Source organism: Psychroflexus sp. S27 (genome assembly GCF_002810405.1).
Taxonomy (GTDB): Bacteria; Bacteroidota; Bacteroidia; order Flavobacteriales; family Flavobacteriaceae; genus Psychroflexus; species Psychroflexus halocasei_A.
The window spans coordinates 26,578-45,061 of sequence record NZ_NEXQ01000026.1; the positions used below are offsets into that span (position 1 = coordinate 26,578).

The 18,484-nt window shown below is 32.5% G+C and carries 16 protein-coding genes and 1 tRNA gene; 4 read left to right on the forward strand and 13 right to left on the reverse strand.

What is annotated here, in order from left to right; genetic code table 11:
* Nucleotide 1: 1 nt before the first annotated feature.
* The 10 genes from CAP47_RS11395 to rseP form a co-directional block, all read right to left on the reverse strand.
* On the reverse strand, nt 2–3,217 hold the full coding sequence (locus tag CAP47_RS11395) for a type ISP restriction/modification enzyme (protein ID WP_100776736.1): 3,216 nt from the start codon (nt 3,215–3,217) through the stop codon (nt 2–4).
* 222 nt (nt 3,218–3,439) lie between these two features.
* Nucleotides 3,440–4,108 carry an NUMOD1 domain-containing DNA-binding protein gene (locus CAP47_RS11400; protein WP_100776737.1) on the reverse strand — a complete coding sequence of 223 codons (669 nt, stop codon included), beginning with the start codon at nt 4,106–4,108 and terminating at the stop codon, nt 3,440–3,442.
* A 15-nt stretch (nt 4,109–4,123) separates the two neighbouring features.
* Nucleotides 4,124–5,602 carry a hypothetical protein gene (locus CAP47_RS11405; protein ID WP_100776738.1) on the reverse strand — a complete coding sequence of 493 codons (1,479 nt, stop codon included), beginning with the start codon at nt 5,600–5,602 and terminating at the stop codon, nt 4,124–4,126.
* Nucleotides 5,603–5,975: 373 nt separating this feature from the next.
* Nucleotides 5,976–6,221: a hypothetical protein gene (locus tag CAP47_RS11410; protein WP_100776739.1), complete on the reverse strand. Its 246-nt coding sequence runs from the start codon at nt 6,219–6,221 to the stop codon at nt 5,976–5,978.
* A 9-nt stretch (nt 6,222–6,230) separates the two neighbouring features.
* A complete protein-coding gene (locus CAP47_RS11415) occupies nt 6,231–7,217 on the reverse strand; it encodes a DUF3871 family protein (protein ID WP_100776740.1) in 987 nt (328 codons plus the stop codon).
* Between the two features lie 2 nt (nt 7,218–7,219).
* Nucleotides 7,220–8,080 carry an AAA family ATPase gene (locus tag CAP47_RS11420; protein ID WP_100776741.1) on the reverse strand — a complete coding sequence of 287 codons (861 nt, stop codon included), beginning with the start codon at nt 8,078–8,080 and terminating at the stop codon, nt 7,220–7,222.
* A 116-nt stretch (nt 8,081–8,196) separates the two neighbouring features.
* Entirely contained in the window at nt 8,197–8,544 is a 348-nt protein-coding gene (locus tag CAP47_RS11425; RefSeq protein WP_100776742.1) for a hypothetical protein, read from the reverse strand.
* 128 nt (nt 8,545–8,672) lie between these two features.
* The gene (locus tag CAP47_RS11430; protein ID WP_100776743.1) at nt 8,673–9,857 is read right to left on the reverse strand and encodes a site-specific integrase; all 1,185 of its coding nucleotides are present in this window, start codon (nt 9,855–9,857) and stop codon (nt 8,673–8,675) included.
* Between the two features lie 224 nt (nt 9,858–10,081).
* Nucleotides 10,082–10,155, reverse strand: a tRNA-Asn gene (locus tag CAP47_RS11435).
* Nucleotides 10,156–10,242: 87 nt separating this feature from the next.
* A complete protein-coding gene (gene rseP, locus CAP47_RS11440) occupies nt 10,243–11,559 on the reverse strand; it encodes an RIP metalloprotease RseP (RefSeq protein ID WP_100776744.1) in 1,317 nt (438 codons plus the stop codon).
* A 152-nt stretch (nt 11,560–11,711) separates the two neighbouring features.
* Between rseP and CAP47_RS11445 the strand changes: the two genes are divergently transcribed.
* The 4 genes from CAP47_RS11445 to CAP47_RS11460 all read left to right on the forward strand — a co-directional run bounded on the left by CAP47_RS11445 (nt 11,712) and on the right by CAP47_RS11460 (nt 15,004).
* Nucleotides 11,712–12,392, forward strand: coding sequence for an SCO family protein (locus CAP47_RS11445; RefSeq protein WP_100776745.1), 681 nt, complete (start codon nt 11,712–11,714; stop codon nt 12,390–12,392).
* Between the two features lie 137 nt (nt 12,393–12,529).
* A complete protein-coding gene (locus CAP47_RS11450) occupies nt 12,530–12,757 on the forward strand; it encodes a ferrous iron transport protein A (RefSeq protein ID WP_192869998.1) in 228 nt (75 codons plus the stop codon).
* Nucleotides 12,758–12,763: 6 nt separating this feature from the next.
* On the forward strand, nt 12,764–14,872 hold the full coding sequence (feoB, locus tag CAP47_RS11455) for a ferrous iron transport protein B (protein WP_100776746.1): 2,109 nt from the start codon (nt 12,764–12,766) through the stop codon (nt 14,870–14,872).
* Between the two features lie 6 nt (nt 14,873–14,878).
* On the forward strand, nt 14,879–15,004 hold the full coding sequence (locus CAP47_RS11460) for a FeoB-associated Cys-rich membrane protein (protein WP_100776747.1): 126 nt from the start codon (nt 14,879–14,881) through the stop codon (nt 15,002–15,004).
* On the opposite strand, the gene CAP47_RS11465 is transcribed toward CAP47_RS11460, so the two are convergent.
* The 3 genes from CAP47_RS11465 to CAP47_RS11475 form a co-directional block, all read right to left on the reverse strand.
* Nucleotides 15,001–16,176, reverse strand: a complete 1,176-nt coding sequence (locus CAP47_RS11465) for a S41 family peptidase (protein ID WP_153043520.1) — start codon at nt 16,174–16,176, stop codon at nt 15,001–15,003. The genes CAP47_RS11460 and CAP47_RS11465 overlap by 4 nt on opposite strands.
* Before the next feature lie 397 nt (nt 16,177–16,573).
* Nucleotides 16,574–16,984 carry an alternative ribosome rescue aminoacyl-tRNA hydrolase ArfB gene (arfB, locus tag CAP47_RS11470; RefSeq protein ID WP_093244534.1) on the reverse strand — a complete coding sequence of 137 codons (411 nt, stop codon included), beginning with the start codon at nt 16,982–16,984 and terminating at the stop codon, nt 16,574–16,576.
* Nucleotides 16,971–18,482: a DUF4301 family protein gene (locus CAP47_RS11475; RefSeq protein WP_100776748.1), complete on the reverse strand. Its 1,512-nt coding sequence runs from the start codon at nt 18,480–18,482 to the stop codon at nt 16,971–16,973. Before CAP47_RS11475 ends, arfB begins: the two co-directional genes overlap by 14 nt.
* Nucleotides 18,483–18,484 lie beyond the last annotated feature (2 nt).

Below are 18,484 nucleotides of genomic sequence, written 5' to 3' on the forward strand. Positions count from 1 at the left end.
TCTACTCAATTTCAATCTCATCAATTTCCTTCATCAACCTATCTGTCTCCGTTAAAGCCACAATTATTTTTTGATAATGCAAAATATCATCAAAACTTAAAGTTCTGTTTTTACGGTCTTTTAACCATTTTTGTGCGGGTTGATAGCCGCCGATGTAAAACTCCCATGCTGTTAATGGCACGTTGTCAAAATATTGCTCATCATTGATGTAAACTTTGCCGTGAGTTTCGTTATCTGCAACATAACCTGGACTTGATTTGGTAATTTTTCTACTAACTAAATTATCTCCATCCATTGGATATTGAGTAATGTATTGCTCCACTTTTGGACTTTCTAATAAATGGATTTGGCGTATTTCTCCGCCCAATTTTACCAATTGCCAAAACGTGTCGTGGTCTTTTGGATAAGGAACTCTCGGGAAATCTATTTTTAAGAATTCATTGTACTTCTCTCTATAAGTTGGTGAGTGCAAAACTGCATATATGTAGTCTAAAATATCTATTGGAGCGAAAGTGTTGGCAGTTGTTTCTTTTTCATTGATATATTTCAGATCTATCTTTTCTGAAATCTCATTAACTATTTCTATTGAAAGATTTGGTCTTCTATCTGAGGATTCATCAATAGATTGTTGTCCATTAGTTTCAGAATACAAATATAGAGGAAAAACATAGTTCGCATCTAAAGATGTAATTGAAGTAGGTTTTGTACATATTTTTTTGCTAACAAAAATAAGATTCCACATATCGCTACTGCGTGAGTTCTTTATAGTTATAAGGCAAAGATTTTTTTTCTTATCGATATGTTTTATTAAATTTTCTCTAGGTCTGCCGATAAAACCATTGCTATTACCTGTATTGTAAGTATATCTAATATCGAAAGGCCTATAGGAAACCTCACTAATGTCAGATTGTAATGGTTTGTTTTTCGTGATATCTTCTATAGCATTTTTAAGGTTCCAACTTGATGAATCTTTACCTAAGGAGTATTTTTCTCTAATTTCTGAATCTGATAATGTATTTATATCAAAATGAATATTCATTATTTCTTTTTTATCTAATTGAATGCAGAAATTATCTTTATCAGTTTGCAAACCAGTTGATGAAAAATTAAACAACTCCTTTAAAGATATATGTTTTTCATATTGTTTGATTTCTTCTAAATTTCTTGGTACAAAAATGTAATCGTTTTTTTTAAGCTCTACATCTTCAAATTGAATTGAGGTTAAAGATTCTGAGGTTAAAAAATCATATTTATCATTTCTTTTACCTATTATACTCTTGTAAAAAACCTTTCCTAGTTTTTCACTTTTTGAATTCTTAATGAAGAAATTAATTGATACGCCTTGAGTTATATCAAATACATTTTCATCAGGTTTGTTATTTTTATCAACTAATTTCTTCTTAATATTCCCATGTAAATCGATGGAGTATATTTTGTCGAAGGTTTTTAGTAGATGCCATCTCATTCCTCTAAAAGTATCACTATCTAAAAAGCCATGTGGATTAATAAAAGCTATTATACCACTTTCATTTTTTTCAATAAAATGCTGTGATTGCCTGATAAATTTTACATAATCATCATTAATCATTTTTGGATTTCGTTCTTTTAATTTTTCTTTTCCTCCAGGCTCCATTTTATAGTCTTTCATCAACTTCATAATCCAGTCGCCTTGATTTTTACTCATTGCATTATAAGGCGGATTACCAATCACACACATCACCGGCGTATCACGTTTAATGTGATTAGCTTCATTGGCTTCTGTACTCAGCCAATTTGCAAATAAAGTTCCTGTATCTGGATGATATTCCTCTAAACTGTTGGTCAAATACACTTTGGTGCGTTGGTCTTTTGTCGGTTTAAAGCCTGTTTCTTTCAGCAATAAATCCAATTGCAAATGTGCCATAGCGTAACTTGCCATTAGTAATTCAAAACCATTCAAACGAGGGAGTAAATCATTTTCAACATAACTACTCCAAATCCCTTCTTGGCCTTTGAACTTCTTATTCACGTGTTTAATTACTTCCGCTAAGAATGTTCCTGTTCCTGTAGCAGGATCCAGAATTTGAACTTTGTGAACCTCCTTTTCTACTTGCTTATAACCAGTTGCAGATCGTTTGTCAGGGGTTTGCGAATCTATATTTATTTTTGTCTTGGAAGTGTCCGCTAGACCTTGTGGTAAATCAAATTCTGTTTTTAGAATATCATCGACTGCACGAACAATAAAGTTTACAACAGGGGCAGGAGTGTACCAAACGCCTTTTGCTTTTCTTAATTTCGGATCATATTCAGCCAAAAATGTTTCATAAAAATGGATAATTGGGTTTTCCATTTTTGTTTTCTTTCCATAATTTTCAAGAATCTTCTCAACATTACAAGCCAAGAAAATATCTGTTAAGCTATCAACTACCCACTTGATGCGGTCATCAATATCAGGACCTGCAATGTAGCCAAAAAGCTTACGCAAAAATGGATTTGATTTAGGGATGAGTTCAGCCGCTTCTTGTCTGCTAAAAGTCTCTAAAGATGGGTCGTGCAAACGAGCTGCAAACATTCCGTAAGCAATGGTTTGTGCATAAACATCTGCAAAACCTTTAGGCGTAATATCATGAATCAGTATTTCTTTAAAAGCTTGTTTCTGATCTTTAAGCGTCGAATTTTCTTCATTTATTTCATCACTGGTAAGCGCTTTGCCGATTATATCAGAAAGTAAACGTGCTTTACCAGCCATCATTTCAGCAAGTCTTTTCGGACTTTTGATGCTTTGACTGATGCGGACACTAAAGTTTTTGATGATGTTTTCAAAAGCTTCAAAATTTTCAGGTAAAGCTTTAATTTTGTTGCCATCAAGTTCAGCAATTTCAATATTTGTGACCAATTCGCCTTCATGGTAAAGATAAAAATTGATATAATCTGTAAAGATGAGATTATCTAAAGAAGCTTTGTAACGGTCAAACTGTTCTTTGTTGCCAGATTTCTTTTTTCCTATCAAGTCATGATCACCAATATCTTTAGCTTCAATAAAACCAACAGGAATATCTTTTTTGGTTAAAATATAATCAGGTGCGCCACAACTTTGTCGTTTAGGTTCGTTAGTTGCTCTCACCTCAGGCACTAAGCTCTCAATGAGATGTTGTAAATCTCCTCTAAATGTATGTTCCGTTGAATTGCCAAGTTGATAGCGTTGATTGATACTATCAATATATTGTTGGATTGTCATTCTAAATAATTCTGTAGTTGATTGAATCCTTAAAAATAGTTTAATTCAATTAAAAAATAAGGATTTTGACATTAAAAAATATATTCAAAGGTGAGATTTTAGAATCAGATCTTAATCAATTCATCTTTACAAAATTAAATCCTGAATAAGATTACCTTATAAAACAAAAAAACCAGTCCAAATTAATGAACTGGCTTATATTTATTTATAAGTAATTAAAATTTAACTACTCCAATAAAAACCTCCAGCTGTTTTACGTTCACCACGTACAGCTTTAGCTATACTTGATTTATTAATACCAGTTTTTCTTGAGGCCTCTGCTATTGATTTATATTCTTTTAAAAGTTGACCATCAAGTGATCTCTGTGAAACGCTTTTAAATCGTTTATCAGCAACTTTAAAGGAAGCCATATCATTATATGACCAACAGAACCCAGCGGCTGTCTTAGCGCTTCCTAGACATGCTGAACCTATATTTGATTTTGATGAGTTTACTGCCTTAGCAGCATCACCTAAACATTCAAATCTTGCTATTTGTTCTCCTGTTGTTGCATCATATTGATAAACAGATTTTTTAAATCCTCCACCACTATCTGAATTATAGCCGTTTTTATTGGCTTCGTATTCAATTATGTAGTGTTTTTCTTTTTGTGCTAACTCATCAATATTATTAGCTGTGTCAACCACTTCCCATTCAAAATCTTCAGCACCATAGGTTGAGATTGCTTCATAAAATTTTCCTTTTTCATTTCGGCTAGCCCTTTCAGTGTGATCCAGTCTGCGCTGGTATAAGCTATTTGTTGTTGAACCTATGTAAACTTGACTTGTTGACTGGTTTGTTGATTTGTAAATTTTGTAATTCTCGTTCTTCACTCTTAATTCTTTCTCCATATTACATTATTAAATTTATCCTACACATGTATTCACACCATGATTTTGGATTACTCTATTCATTATTTTTTTCACTATTTTTCTATCAGACCTTTTACAATATAAGGCGTCATAAACGTATATAACATAAATTTCTAAATCGTTTAATTTTTTGATAATTGAACTCATGATAGAAACCTCTTTTTTGAATAATTTCTGTGAGGTTATTTTGTGACTTTTATATTTTATTTTTTCATTCATCAGATTCTTGAGCATTTCTTTTTCACTTTTGTAGTAGTAATCAAAAAGTGGACTCTTCTTCATATCATCTATTCTCTTATTAAAAAATGATAAATGCTCAATTTTAACCTCTTTCAAAGGTAATTCAAGCGCTTTCTCTAAACTTTCATGAGTGATTTGGTAGTTTACATCCCCGTAAATAGATGATGCTATATTAGGGTGTAGAGCTTTGAAATCTAACTCTACAATTGGTTCATCTTCAATTTTAATTAAGGATCTAATCCATGAAGGCATAAGGTTAAAGCTATCCACAACTCTTCCTCCTGACTTAAAGTCTCCAATCTTTGGAATAATAAAATTAACGCCTACTAAAAAGTCGTAAAGCTTTATATTATCTTCCACAAAGGTTCTATCCTTAGGATTTGAGTAATAAGATTTAGGTTTCTTTTTTAAAAATGTTAGCTTTTTTCCTTTCTTATTTTGATGATTTGCTTTAACGAGTTTTTTAGCTTCATTAATAATTTCATTGTTAGTTGGTAATTTTATGTATTCATAGACTTTAATTAAGTTACGTCCTATAATATTAGTATTTGCCTCATTGAATTGTTTGAAGTAATAGGACTTTCTCTTATTTATATTATCTTCATATTGAATTTGATATGACTTCAAACTAGTATTTATTGAGCTACTATCGAGTTTGTATTGTTTTGTATAATGACCTTCTCGGTAAGTTTCGTTGCTGTAAGCACTTTCTTTACATGAAATTATAGGTTCAGTACTATTGGTTTGATATTTCAGAGCTTCTATTATATTTTTATAAATGATAGTGTTATCAGCCCCTTTTTTGAATTGCTGATGTAAAATTTTTGAAGATAGGCTTTTCCAATAATTATCACCTTTAAAAACAGAATATGTGAGATTTGAAGTCATTATAATACATTTCTCAACAGCAATATTTATATCAGAATCAATTAATTTTAGAATACCCTTAGGGAGTCTCTTAATTCTCCTTATTACACCTTTTGGAATTTGCACTGTTTTATAATCCCCAAAAAATATCGGTAAAGTGACATCTTTACTACCATCATCAAATTGTGAATTTTCTGTCGAATCACTTACAAACACTGGGTTTTCCAAGATGTTATCATGCTCTGGTAAATCAGTAACATAATTGATAGTTAGATTATTATTGATAGTTAGATTATTATTGTTAGTAATTCGATTAGTTATTGGTTGATTAGCTTTAGTTTGTTTATTTCCTTTATTTTCTTTCATCTTTTTTTTTCATCTTTTTTTTTGCGATCACTTTAAATTATTGTTTTAGTTGTGTGATATATGATATGCAGGAAAGACCGAGTACTTTACTCGTAAATAAGGAATTTTTTGTCTTGATTTTTTTTCGTTCAACATCATCTTTCTGCATAAAATCAAGCAACACCTACAAATATAAGAAAAAAATATGAGTAATGCAAATATTTTGTTAATTATTTTTACATTATTAATATTTTACAGGTCAATATGATATTATCAATAATAAACAGCCTACAAAGAGTAGGCTGTTATTGATCAATTCATTTTCAGTGGCTTTTTTAAAGTGAAGCCGTCTCAAAAGCTTTTCATCCAAAATACAGTATAACACTTTCTATGATTACAAAATCTCAAAATGGTAGTAATAATAAGCCTTACCATCAATTACATAAACAGTCATTAAATCTTTTGTAACCTTTATTGACTCAACCAACAATGTGTCATCTTTCTTTATTTCTCCTACATTAGTAATCGCCTTTATTTTAAAAGGACAAATACGTTTATCCAATCTTTTATGCTTATTTATGATATACAGAACTTTAGGAGAACAATATTTTAAAATGCTATTCAGAATTTTATTTTCCATCTAAAATAGCTATATAAAATGTGGGATGAACCAACTCGGTTCTTCGTTTAACAAGGAATCTCCTAGCGTATTCATAAACTCATATGCATTTACATTGCGCTCAATATTATTATCGATGTAGGAGGTTTTATTAGCTTGCGTTAATAAATTATATATTTCCCAGAAATTGATATTCCCATCAGCATCACAACTAAAAGCTGGATCATCAAGATAAGCTTTAGCCACATTATTTATTTGGCTGTCTGTTAATAAAACTTCTGGAAGTTTTGCTTTTTTAGCTTTATCTAAATAGTTGTAGATCCTTAGTTTACCTAAAAGATGAGCAAACTGTTTCTCATTTATTTTAAATTTACTCATGCGTTCCAACATTCCTAAATGTTTTTCTCTATTGTAGTTTTCAAGCAATCTCATAAACTGATCGTTTAAATCTACTATCGAACCTATTTTAATCTCATTAGTAAACCCATCTGATGAAACACATAAATTCAAGCACACCATATTTTGATATCCAATAAATATTTTAAATTTCTCTAATGATTTTGTGCTGTATAAATTTTCTTGATTATAAGCTCTAACACCACCTATTGTTAGGTTTAGCTGGTTTCCATTAACATTTATACTACTACCTAATACTTGAAAAATAAATGCACAACGCTCATAATAAATTGTTTTCTCGTGTTCCTCTAAATCTTTAGCTGGTTTTCCAATAGCTGAGGGTATACGGCCTTTAATTGTATGAGACACCTTAATTAACGGTCTGGTTAATTTTATAGATGGAAATGCTGTTTCAATAACTTTCTGCATTTCATTAACAAATTGGTAATGAGATATAGTTGTTTCATTATCTTTCGAAAATACTGGTATAATGCAATCATTCTTTAAATGATCTAAGCTTACTTCAATTGAGTTTCCTCCTATAAAAGTATTTCCTTTCAAATCTGGATCAACAAGATCACTTTCACTAATTACTTGAGGACTTTTTATTATTTTTTCCATAATTAATCGATATTCTCAGCCTCTACAAGCTGATTTTCAAATTCTTTTATTTCTTGTTTTCTTATTTGAAGTTGAGGCAAAATTTCATTTTCTAAATGCTTGTTCCTTTTATAAAGTTGACGCAACTCATCTAAACTCTTACAATTTTGAATTTCACGATAAACATCATCCAATGAAGTCTCATCAATTTCTTCGCACCAGTCCTTTAATTTTTTACCTGTATTTGAGTTAATGACAAACTCTGGTCTATTACTAAATAAAGATGTCCTGTCTTTAGAAGCCTTTGCTAAGTGATTGTCATTAATTATTTCAAAATTGACTGTTAGCTCATACTCAAACCCATCACGTGTAATTTCCTTGGTTCCATGCTTAAACACTTTGCTTTTACCATTACCCACAACATCTAAAGAATAATCTGTTTTACGTCTTGTAGTGGTTATGATGTGACAGTTTGAGTTCAGTATGGCATCCATAAAAGCCTGATGACGAGGTGTAATTTTTGCCCAATCTTGAAACCTACCTCCTAATTTTTCATGAATTTCTAAGCAACCTCCCTTTCCGTTCCATTCATGAGATATACTATCTATAATGATAAGCTCAACATTTTCACTTTCACAAAATTTGATTGCTTCAATAAAGCGTTCTGGTGAATATGGTGCGTTAAGACTAAGTGTTTTAAACTCTCCTAAGCCTGCATATAAATTTGCACTGTTATTTTCTGTATCTATAACTGCTACCTTAGACCAATTTTGAGTAATTCCATAAGCCATCAGTAATGCGCTGTAAGTTTTACCAAATCCGCTAGCACCACTTAAACCTATCCTTAATTTTATATTTGATTTCTTTGCTGTTTTTAATTCCATTGTTCTATAATTTTAAAAATTAGAAAGCCTACCATTTTAAAGTATAGTAGGCCATAAATAAAAATGAGCCTCTATCATTGGAGGCTCTAGTTTAGTTTGATCATGTGAGTACACAACTAATTTACCAGTTGGCTTTCAATCATATTTTCCTTAACCTTAGCTTCTTCTTCCTCAACAAAAACATATTGATGCCTTAAGGTTACTACTTCTCCCGAATCAGGAATTTCATACTCATAAGGATCTGCTTCGACCTTAACAACTTGTCCTGGGATTTGACTTCCAATTAATCCCTTACAGGTCACTTCATTAAAAGTTGAAGAAACATAAGCTTTTCGAGCAGTTAAGTAACTTCTTCCAGTTTCTTTACTCTTAACGGTCTCAACACCACCTTGAACAATTAAAGAGAAAAACTCTTCACCAGTTTCTTTGTTTGCACTTGCTTTGTAATCAATAATCGTTACCATAATAAAAATTTTAAAAATTAAACATACTGGGCACTCTACCCAAATTTTAAAAAGAGTGGGGGCTGATTATTAATTATCAAGCGAGTAACTTCAGAAAAGAAATCTCAAAATTTTACCAAAAAAAATTTTCAAAGTGAACTGTTTAAATCTTTAAAAGCTGAAGCAACACTACTTGATAAAATTTTGCCATAATGATCTTGAGTTACCTTTACATTACTATGTCCTAAAACATGACTAACAATCTCTACAGGAATTTTATTTTCTAATAAAACTGTCGTAGCAAAAGTTTTTCTTGCCACATGATGAGTCAAGTTCTTGTTAATGCCAACTATATCTGCAATTTCTTTTAAATAGGAGTTAAATCGTTGATTTGAAACCACTGGAAGCTTTAATTCCTCAGCCTTAGTGTAGCTATCAAGCATTTTTTCAGCTTTTACCAACAAAGGTATTTCAAGCATTTTATCTGTTTTTGATCGTTTGATATTAATCCAATTAATACCATTTTTTTGGTTAATATGATTGAGGTTTAGTCTAGCCATTTCATTATAAGCTAACCCTGTGTAACAACAGAGAATAAAGCAGTCTCTAACCTTAGCTAGTCTTTGACTTGCAAAATCATAGGCTTCAAGACTCTCTAGTTCATTCTTAGAAAGGTAGACCACTTTATGCTTAACCTTTTTAACTTTATATCCATAGAATGGATCTCTATCAATTAATCCCTCAATTACAGCTTCTTTTATTACTTTTCTTAAACGCTGTATAGTTTTATTGACTGTAATCTGTTTATTTGATTTTTCTGTTTTTAAGAAATACTCAAAGCCATGAAGAAATTTCAAATTCAATTGATCGAGCTTAAGTTTTAATTCAGAAGTTGTTTTTAAATATTCTCTTAGGTGTTTAAAGATGTAGTAGTATTTATTCCATGTAATTTGTTTTATCTCCTTACCTATTAATCGTTCCTGTTTCTCTAGGAATTTTTTATAAAAGGAAATTAGAGTCTCGTTCTTTGGCTTAGGTTTGTTAAAGTACAATGCAACAATATCATCAACACTAAAAGCTTCACCCTTGATCTTAAGATAGAGTTCGATTTCTTCGAGCTTATGTTTTATTAGATGGAGATTTTGGTTAAGCATTTCCTCTCCTTTTGATTCTTGTAATTTTGAGTCCCAATTTTCAGAATATATTTCTAAGCCTGTAGAAAAATTTTTACGATTACCTAAATAAGTGACTCTACAATAAATTGGAGACTTTTGTCCAAGTTTTGTCCTTGATTTGTGAATTACAAATCTTACTTTTAATGCATTTAATTTCATATCAATTGTAATTAATTGATATACAAAACTTTGAATGCAACCTTTTTATAAAACACATGCAACCTTTTTCCACACCTTTTTTCTGTAAAATTGGGTATTGTGATTTATAAAGCAAAAAAGTTGACTTGAGCTTAAAACAGTTTGAATCGCCTATAAACAGTAGTGTTCTAGAAGAATTTAGTGAAAACAAAAAAGTCTAACACTTTCATGCTAGACTTTATTCGCTCCTCCTCAAAGACTCGAACTTTGGACCCTCTGATTAACAGTCAGATGCTCTAACCAACTGAGCTAAGGAGGAATTTATTTTACAAAACTTGCTCGTTTTGCGGTTGCAAATATAAGCTCATTTTTCATATCTGCAAAACTTTTTTTATATTTTTTTTATTTATTCAAATAGCCAGCGATAAACGTCATTCCCATTGGCGTAAAGAACCAAAGCAATCAATAAGAAAAACCCGATCATCTGAGCATATTCCATCACTTTTTCATTTGGCTTACGGCCTGAAATCATTTCGTATAACAAAAACATCACGTGACCACCATCTAATGCAGGAATAGGCAATATGTTCATAAATGCGAGAATAAGTGAAATAAAGGCTGTCGTTTCCCAAAAGCCAATCCAGTTCCAAGAGTCTGGGAATAATCCGCCAATAGCTCCAAATCCACCAACTTGCGTTGCTCCTTTTTTCGTAAATACATACTTGAATTGTGCTGCGTAATTAGAAAGCTGTTCCGCTGCCATATCAAAACCGCCAACAAAGCTTTCACCAAAAGTAAAATCTCTGTGTTTGATTTCAAAATCAGGTGATGAAATAACACCAATTTTAGCTTCCTCAGGAACTTCTAATTCTATTTCTTCTAAATTTCCATTCCTATAAAATGAAATATTGATTTTTTCATTTTTATGAGATTGAACTAATTCAGTGAACTCATGCCAGTATTGAGCAGATTGATCATTTATTTTTACAATACTGTCTCCTTTCTTTAAACCTGCAATTTGTGCTGTTTTTTCTGGCAAAACACTATCAATAACACTGTTATAAATCGGGATCATTGGCTGCATATAACCTTGCTCGAAAAGCTCAAGCCCAACATCTTCGGGCATTTCGATCATCTTTGTAGAACCATCTTGACGCTTGACCGTGATTTTTTGTGGTTCTTTCAACATCATATATCTGTTAATGTCAAGCTGACTTTCCAGCTTTTCACCATCAACGCTAACAATTAAATCCCCGTTTTGGAAACCGTAATCTTGTAAAACTGAAACTGGTGCAAAGCCGTTTTCTAAGCTTTCAGGAGCCACATAATCTTTTCCCCAAACCAGTAAAATCATCATATAAATAAAAAAACCTAGCAACACGTTAACGGTTACACCACCCAACATAATGATTAATCTTTGCCAAGCTGGCTTGCTTCTAAACTCCCACGGCTGCGGTGGTTTAGACATTTGCTCCTTATCCATGCTTTCATCGATCATTCCGGAAATTTTCACATAACCGCCTAAAGGAATCCAACCGATACCATAAACTGTATCGCCTATTTTCTTTTTAAATAAAGAGAATTTTAAATCGAAGAAAAGGTAAAATTTTTCAACGCGAGTTTTAAATAATCTTGCTGGGATAAAGTGCCCCAACTCGTGCAAAACAATAAGTAAGGATAAACTCAGGAAAAACTGAATTGTCTTGATATAAAATGGATCCATGAACTGATTTTAAATTTCAATGCGCAAAAGTAAACTTTTAAAAATGCAAAGACAATATTTTAATTGAACTATCATTAAGAGTTAACAAATAATTGTCGCATATTTATCTGACAATACATCGTATAAAGTTTAATTTTGCAGAAAAAAGAATCATGTTGAAGTTTTTTGCAAAATATAAGTTTTTAGCTATCGTCTTGTTTATTTTGTCTGTTTTCATTGTGACGGCTATTTACAATCTCTATAAACCAACGCCTAAACTTCCCGTTTATCAACCAGATATGGTCACCGCTGACTTGGTTGACACCACTGTTCAATACGTAAGAAAATTTCATAAAATAGGCGAGTTCAACTTAGTCAATCAAAACGGTGATTCGATTTCTGAACAAGATTTTAAAGACAAAATTTATGTGGCAGATTTCTTTTTTACAACCTGCCAAAGTATTTGCATCGATATGGCTTCAAGCATGCAACGTCTGCAAGAAGAATACATCGATGACGCTGATATCCGTTTATTATCACACAGCGTAACACCTGAAATTGATGATGTCCCACAATTACAGAAATACGCTAAAGAAAAAGGCGTGATTGCAAGCAAATGGCAATTAGCAACTGGCGATAAAAAACAGATTTATGATTTGGCAAGGAAGCAATATTTAGCTTCAAAATCAGAAGGTGATGCTGGTCCTTATGATTTAGTACACACTGAAAACTTTGTTTTAGTTGATAAAGAAAAAAGAATTCGTGGTTTTTATGATGGAACAAATCAAGAGGAAATCACGCAATTAATTGAGGACATCGGCATCTTAAAGCTTGAATATCAACCTGAAGATTAATTACTACGCATTTTTAAGTTGGCCCATTTTTATCCATAAAGCTTTAGCATCTTCTGTTAATTTAAAAAAAAAATTAATCGCTAAGACTCAAGACAACAATTCTTTATTACTTTTGTTTAAAATAAATCTAAATAAAAATGCCGACGATTGCAGATCTTAAAAAAGGGCAAAAAGCAAAAGTTTTAGATATATCATCTGACTTTATCCCATTGAAGTTGCTTGAGATGGGGTGCCTTCCAGGTAATGATATCCAACTGGTACAAAACACCCCTTTTCGCGACCCACTATATTTGAATATTAATGATTCTTATGTTGCAATAAGAAAAGAAACTGCAATCCAAATCGAAGTCGAAATTATCTCATAAGTTTTTATGGCAAAACAAATCAATGTCGCATTAGTCGGAAATCCTAATACTGGTAAAACATCCGTTTTTAACCAATTAACAGGATTAAAGCAAAAGGTAGGTAATTATCCAGGAATCACTGTTGAAAAGAAAGAAGGTATTTCTAAAATTTCAAGGGTTCTTAAAGCACATATAATTGATTTACCAGGCACTTATAGTCTTAACGCTTCTTCGCTTGATGAAAGCGTTGTGATTGAACTCCTCCTTAACAAAAACGATAAAGATTACCCAGATGTCATAGTTGTCATAAGCGATGCTGAAAATTTAAAACGCAACCTTTTGCTTTTTACTCAAATTAAGGATCTAGGCATTCCTACGATTTTAGCCATCAACATGGCTGACCGCATGGAAAGAAAAGGGATCAGCATTGATGTCAAAGGCATGGAGGAAAGATTAGGAACAAAAATCGCTTTGCTCAGCGCTCGAAAAAATACTGGTTTCGATAACCTTAAAAACCTTATTGAAAACTATAAAAATCTATCAACAGAGCCTTGCTTAAATGCTTCAGAAATCGACCCAGATTACTTTGAAGTTCTCAAAAAGACTTACCCTAAAGAAGATTTATACAAACTTTGGCTTGTGATTTCTCAAGATGCCAATTTTGGTAATCTGAATAGAAATAGGGTTCAGGCTGAGTCAAATTTAGAAACAAAATCGAAGTCTGAAATAAAAAGACTTCAACATAAAGAAACCATCAAGCGCTATCAATTTATCAATGATACGCTCAACAAATTTTTGGTCAAAGACCTCAATCAGGCGACTGGTTTACGTGCAAAACTTGACAGATTACTCATTCATAAAGTCTGGGGTTATGTCATCTTTGCAGCCATTTTATTTTTGATTTTTCAAGCCATTTATGATTGGTCAGAATATCCGATGGATATGATCGATACATTATTCGCGAGCTTCAGTGAAATGGCAAACTCCAACCTTCCAGAAGGTGCCTTCACAAGTTTAATTGCTGAAGGTATCATTCCTGGCATTGGAGGTGTCGTTATTTTTATACCACAAATCGCTTTCTTGTTCTTGTTTATCAGTATTCTTGAAGAATCTGGCTATATGAGTCGTGTTGTTTTTTTAATGGATAGAATTATGCGACGTTTTGGTTTAAGTGGAAAAAGTGTGATTCCGTTAATCTCAGGGACAGCTTGCGCCATTCCTGCCGTGATGGCAGCCAGAAATATTGAAAGCTGGAAGGAGCGTTTGATCACCATCCTTGTTGTACCTTTTACCACATGCTCTGCACGCCTACCCGTTTACCTTATTATTATTGCTTTAGTAATTCCTGATGAACGCTTGTTTGGTATTTTTAACTACCAGGGCATTACTTTAATGTTGCTTTACGTCATTGGCTTTGCTGCTGCAATTGGCTCAGCTTGGATAGCTGATAAGTTTTTAAAAATGCAAAGTTCAAGCTATTTTGTTGTAGAAATGCCTGATTATAAAATGCCAATGTTTAAAAATGTGGCTTATAATGTCATTGACAAAACAAAGGCTTTTGTTTTTGGTGCAGGTAAAATTATTCTGGCAATATCAGTGATTCTTTGGGTTTTAGCAAGTTATGGTCCTGGAGATGATTTCAATAATGCAGAAGAAATCGTTAAAACAGAAGTCGTAGATTCTGGTGAGACATTATCACCTGATGAAATTGAGACAAAAATCGCATCTTATAAACTCAAGCATTCCTATATCGGTAAAATGGGACACGCGATTGAACCTGTTGTTGTGCCTTTAGGTTACGATTGGAAAATCGGGATTGCCATTATCAGTTCGTTTGTAGCACGTGAAGTTTTTGTTGGCACACTTGCCACCATTTACAGTGTTGGTAGTGAAGAAGAAGAAACAATTAAAAACAGGATGGCCCAAGAGGTTAATCCAATATTAGGCGGAAAACTATTCACTTTTGCGAGTGGCATTAGTTTGCTTTTATTTTACGCCTTTGCGATGCAATGTATGAGTACTTTGGCTATTGTCAAAAGAGAAACAGGCACATGGAAATGGCCGCTCATTCAGTTTTTCGGGATGTCAGCTTTTGCTTATATTGTTGCTTTAATCGCCTTTCAATTATTAAAATAAAGAATTATGATACAAGAAATTTTAGTTTTTATCGCTTTTGCAATTGCAGTCGGATTTATCATTAAAAAGTTCTTTTGGAAAAGTAAGAAGACTGCCAAATCATGTGGTATGTCTGATTGCGGTTGTGATTAATTATCATTAATGATTTCAATCAAATCTTCGAGCTGCGTATCTTTCTGACCTAAAACTTGCGCTTCTCTTCTTTCAATTAACACATCAGGTCGAGTTCCATTTCCATCAAGGGTTTTTCCGTTTCTTTGAAAGGAAAGCATTGTTGACAACTTGACGCGGATGTTCGAGTTTTTTAAATAAAACCTCACCGATCTTCCGCTTGAGCCATTGGTTGTGACACCCACAATTTTCACATTTGGCAAACCTTTAAAAGCTGATGTAAAAACTGAAGCTGCACTAAAACTCTCTTCATTGACCAAAAGATAAACAGGGGTTTTTAATGGTTTTTCTCCACTGTTCAAAACCATATAAAATGGATTGCTAAATTTTTGCTTATCAAAATTATATTTAGCCTTAAAATTCTTATTGAAAGCATCAATTGCTGCTCTATCATCATCAGATAAAAACTCAGAATCATAATTAAAAAGGAACCTGCCTCGCATAGAGGACATGTCTTCATCCAGACGTTGATCGATTCGTACATGTGCTACATTTGCAACCCAAGGTGATTGTTCTGGTTGTACAAAATAAGCAGATAAAGTATTCAATATTTCTCTTGTTCCGCCACCATTACCTCGCAAATCGACAATTAAAGCTTTTGCATTTCTAGATTTTTCAATTGTATTTTTAAGGTAAGCTTCAAGCTTTGTATTTCTGCGATAACTCTGCATCGCTGGGATAGCGAGATAGGCAATAGAATCTGTCAGCCATTGATCTAATTGAGATAAATCAAAATTTTTATCTCTAAAAAAAGTTTTCATCTCCTTTTGATATCTCAAAGATCCTAGATGAAACCAATCATGTTTTTCACGACTCAAAGGAAGTTTCATTTCGAAATCTTTTTGACCATTTGTCAAAACCAAGTCGATTTTCTCAGGAATTTCTTCGTCTTGTTTTTGATAAAGCTTTCCTATTCTTTTCAAGTCTAACAAAGCATCGGTTAGCTGCGCTTGCTTTGGTGATAATTTTCTTCTGTATGCATATTTCTCTAAAAAATCATCGATTAAAATTCCATAGACACTTTTAAGGTATGGATATTTTTTCTTGACAAACCGATATTCATTTTTAGATTTTTTCTCTCTTAAAACAACGACTTTCCCGTTTAGAGAAGAAACTACAAAGGGGAAGTACAAATCAGGTGTATTTGAAGACTTATTTTTAGACTTTTTAAATCTAATATTTGCATGTCTATCGATGGTTTTTGCAATGATTTTTTCAAACTCATAAGCTAAAAAATCAATTCTGACAGAATCTTTCTTTTGAATGTTATCTCTAATTTGAGTGTAACACGCTTCAAAATCAAAATCGGAGAGCTGATAATAAGAAGACTCTGTTTCTAATAAAGCAATAAATTCGTCAATATCCTCTAAAGCTTGCGCTTTTGAAATAGATTGTGAAAAACTAAAGTTGGAAAATAAAATCTAACAGATTCCGAGAAGATACTTTGTCATTTTGATATATCTAAATCTGACTTTTCACAATCAGACGATGAATTAAGCAAGATATGTTTTTTCTTATGAGTAACCCTCTTTAATAATCTGGTTTCTTACGGAGGCTTTTCTTTTCGGATTGTTTCTTTTTGGATTGCAATCGCTTTAATTTTTGCATTTTACTTGGCTTTGTTTTCTTTCTTTTCTTTTTTGGCTGAAAAGCTTTTTCCAAGTGAGACATCAACAACTCAAAAACCAATTTTTTGTTTTTATGCTGACTTCGTGTTTCTGCTGATGACATTTGCAAATAATCATCTTGCACAATAAAGCGTTGTAAATGTTGACGAACACGACCCTTATGAACTTCTGATAACACTTCAGAAGATTCAAAATTCCATTTTAAAATAACTTTGGTTTCAGTTTTATTGACATGCTGTCCTCCTGGGCCACCGCTTAAGCTGGTTTGAAAATCAATTTCTCTTTCTAAAAGATTTTTATCAAATTTCAACATAAGTTTGGTGTCTTGGCTTCAACAAATCCACCACTGTTTTTACCGGATTAAAGGTTTCTACAGGAACCTCAACAAAAATGGTGTGCCAATCTGCCATTCCGCCATTCCACAAACCTGGCAACTCTAAAGCTTTAATTGGCTTCCCATTCACAGATTTATCAGCGATGAAGCCTTGATTATAATCAACAAACTTTTCTAAGTCGTAATTATTTCCATCGACATCTTTAATGCTGCAAACAATGTCAACAGGGTTAAAATGCGTAGAGCCTTCCATCAACTGAACTTGATTTCCATTTTGAAGATCGATTTGAGATTTTTCAACAATTTGAAGGCTCATTTCTCCATCTTTTGTTTTTACCCAAAAAGGTCCTCCACCTGGCTCACCTTCATTTTTAACCATTCCACATACGCGGATTGGTTTTTCCAAAAATTCTAGCAAACATTGTACGTTTTCTTCAACTGAATTTTGGAAATGTGTTTGAACAAAACCTTGCGCTGCTTTGATTTGACTTACAGAAGCATGATTTTTCAAATTTCTGATATGAGATTTTAACTGATTTTCAAAATCTAAACACAATCCCGCTAAAGCTTTTTTATAAATAACATTGACATCCTCATCTTCCGTTCCTGGCTTATAATGTACATTGTCAATGTTTTTGATAAAAATCAAATCACTATTAATGCTTTTTAAATTATTGATTAAAGCACCATGACCAGCAGGTCTGAATAATAATTTTCCATCTTCATCTCTATATAAAGACAAGTCTGGATTAACAGCGACAGTATCTGTAGATCGAGATTGGTAAGAGAAATCGACTTTAAATTTAACACCTGTATATTCTGAAATAAAGTCAGTTTTTTCTACTAAAAACTGATCAAATTTCTCACGATGCAATTCTGATATTGTAAAATGCAATTTTGAAATTCCGTTTTGAGAAGCATATTCAGCAGCTTCAAAAAAGTGCTCTTCAAATGCTGTCAAGAGATGTTTTCCATAATTATGAAAAGGAATCAAAGCCTTTGGCAAATCACAGTATGATAATGCTTCTTTTATAAATTCAAACTTCTCTTCATCAGAAGTTAATTTGTCGTTTTTAAAATCTAATTTCTCAATTAAACGCGAGTAAAATGGTAGCTCGTGCATATGCTCAAAAAAATCTGATAAATGTTCGAGCTTATGAACTATCAAATTATTTTTGAGTGGTTGTTGTTTATCGTAAGTATTTGCAAAGTGATGTAAATCTTTAAACATCCGTGAAGCGGCACCACTTGAAGGGACAAATTTCGTCACATCAATTTCAGCGCGATCATAAGCTTGACAATATTTTTTAATGTCAGCTTGATTTAATTTCAAGATACCGTCATTCAAAGTGGCTGGCTTGATAATTTGTAAGGTTTCAAACCCGTTATGAAAGCAATCGAGATCAGTTTTTACTTTTTCTGGTGTCAAATCATGCGAATGAATATGACGTAAATCTTCAGGATAAAATTCAGACATGC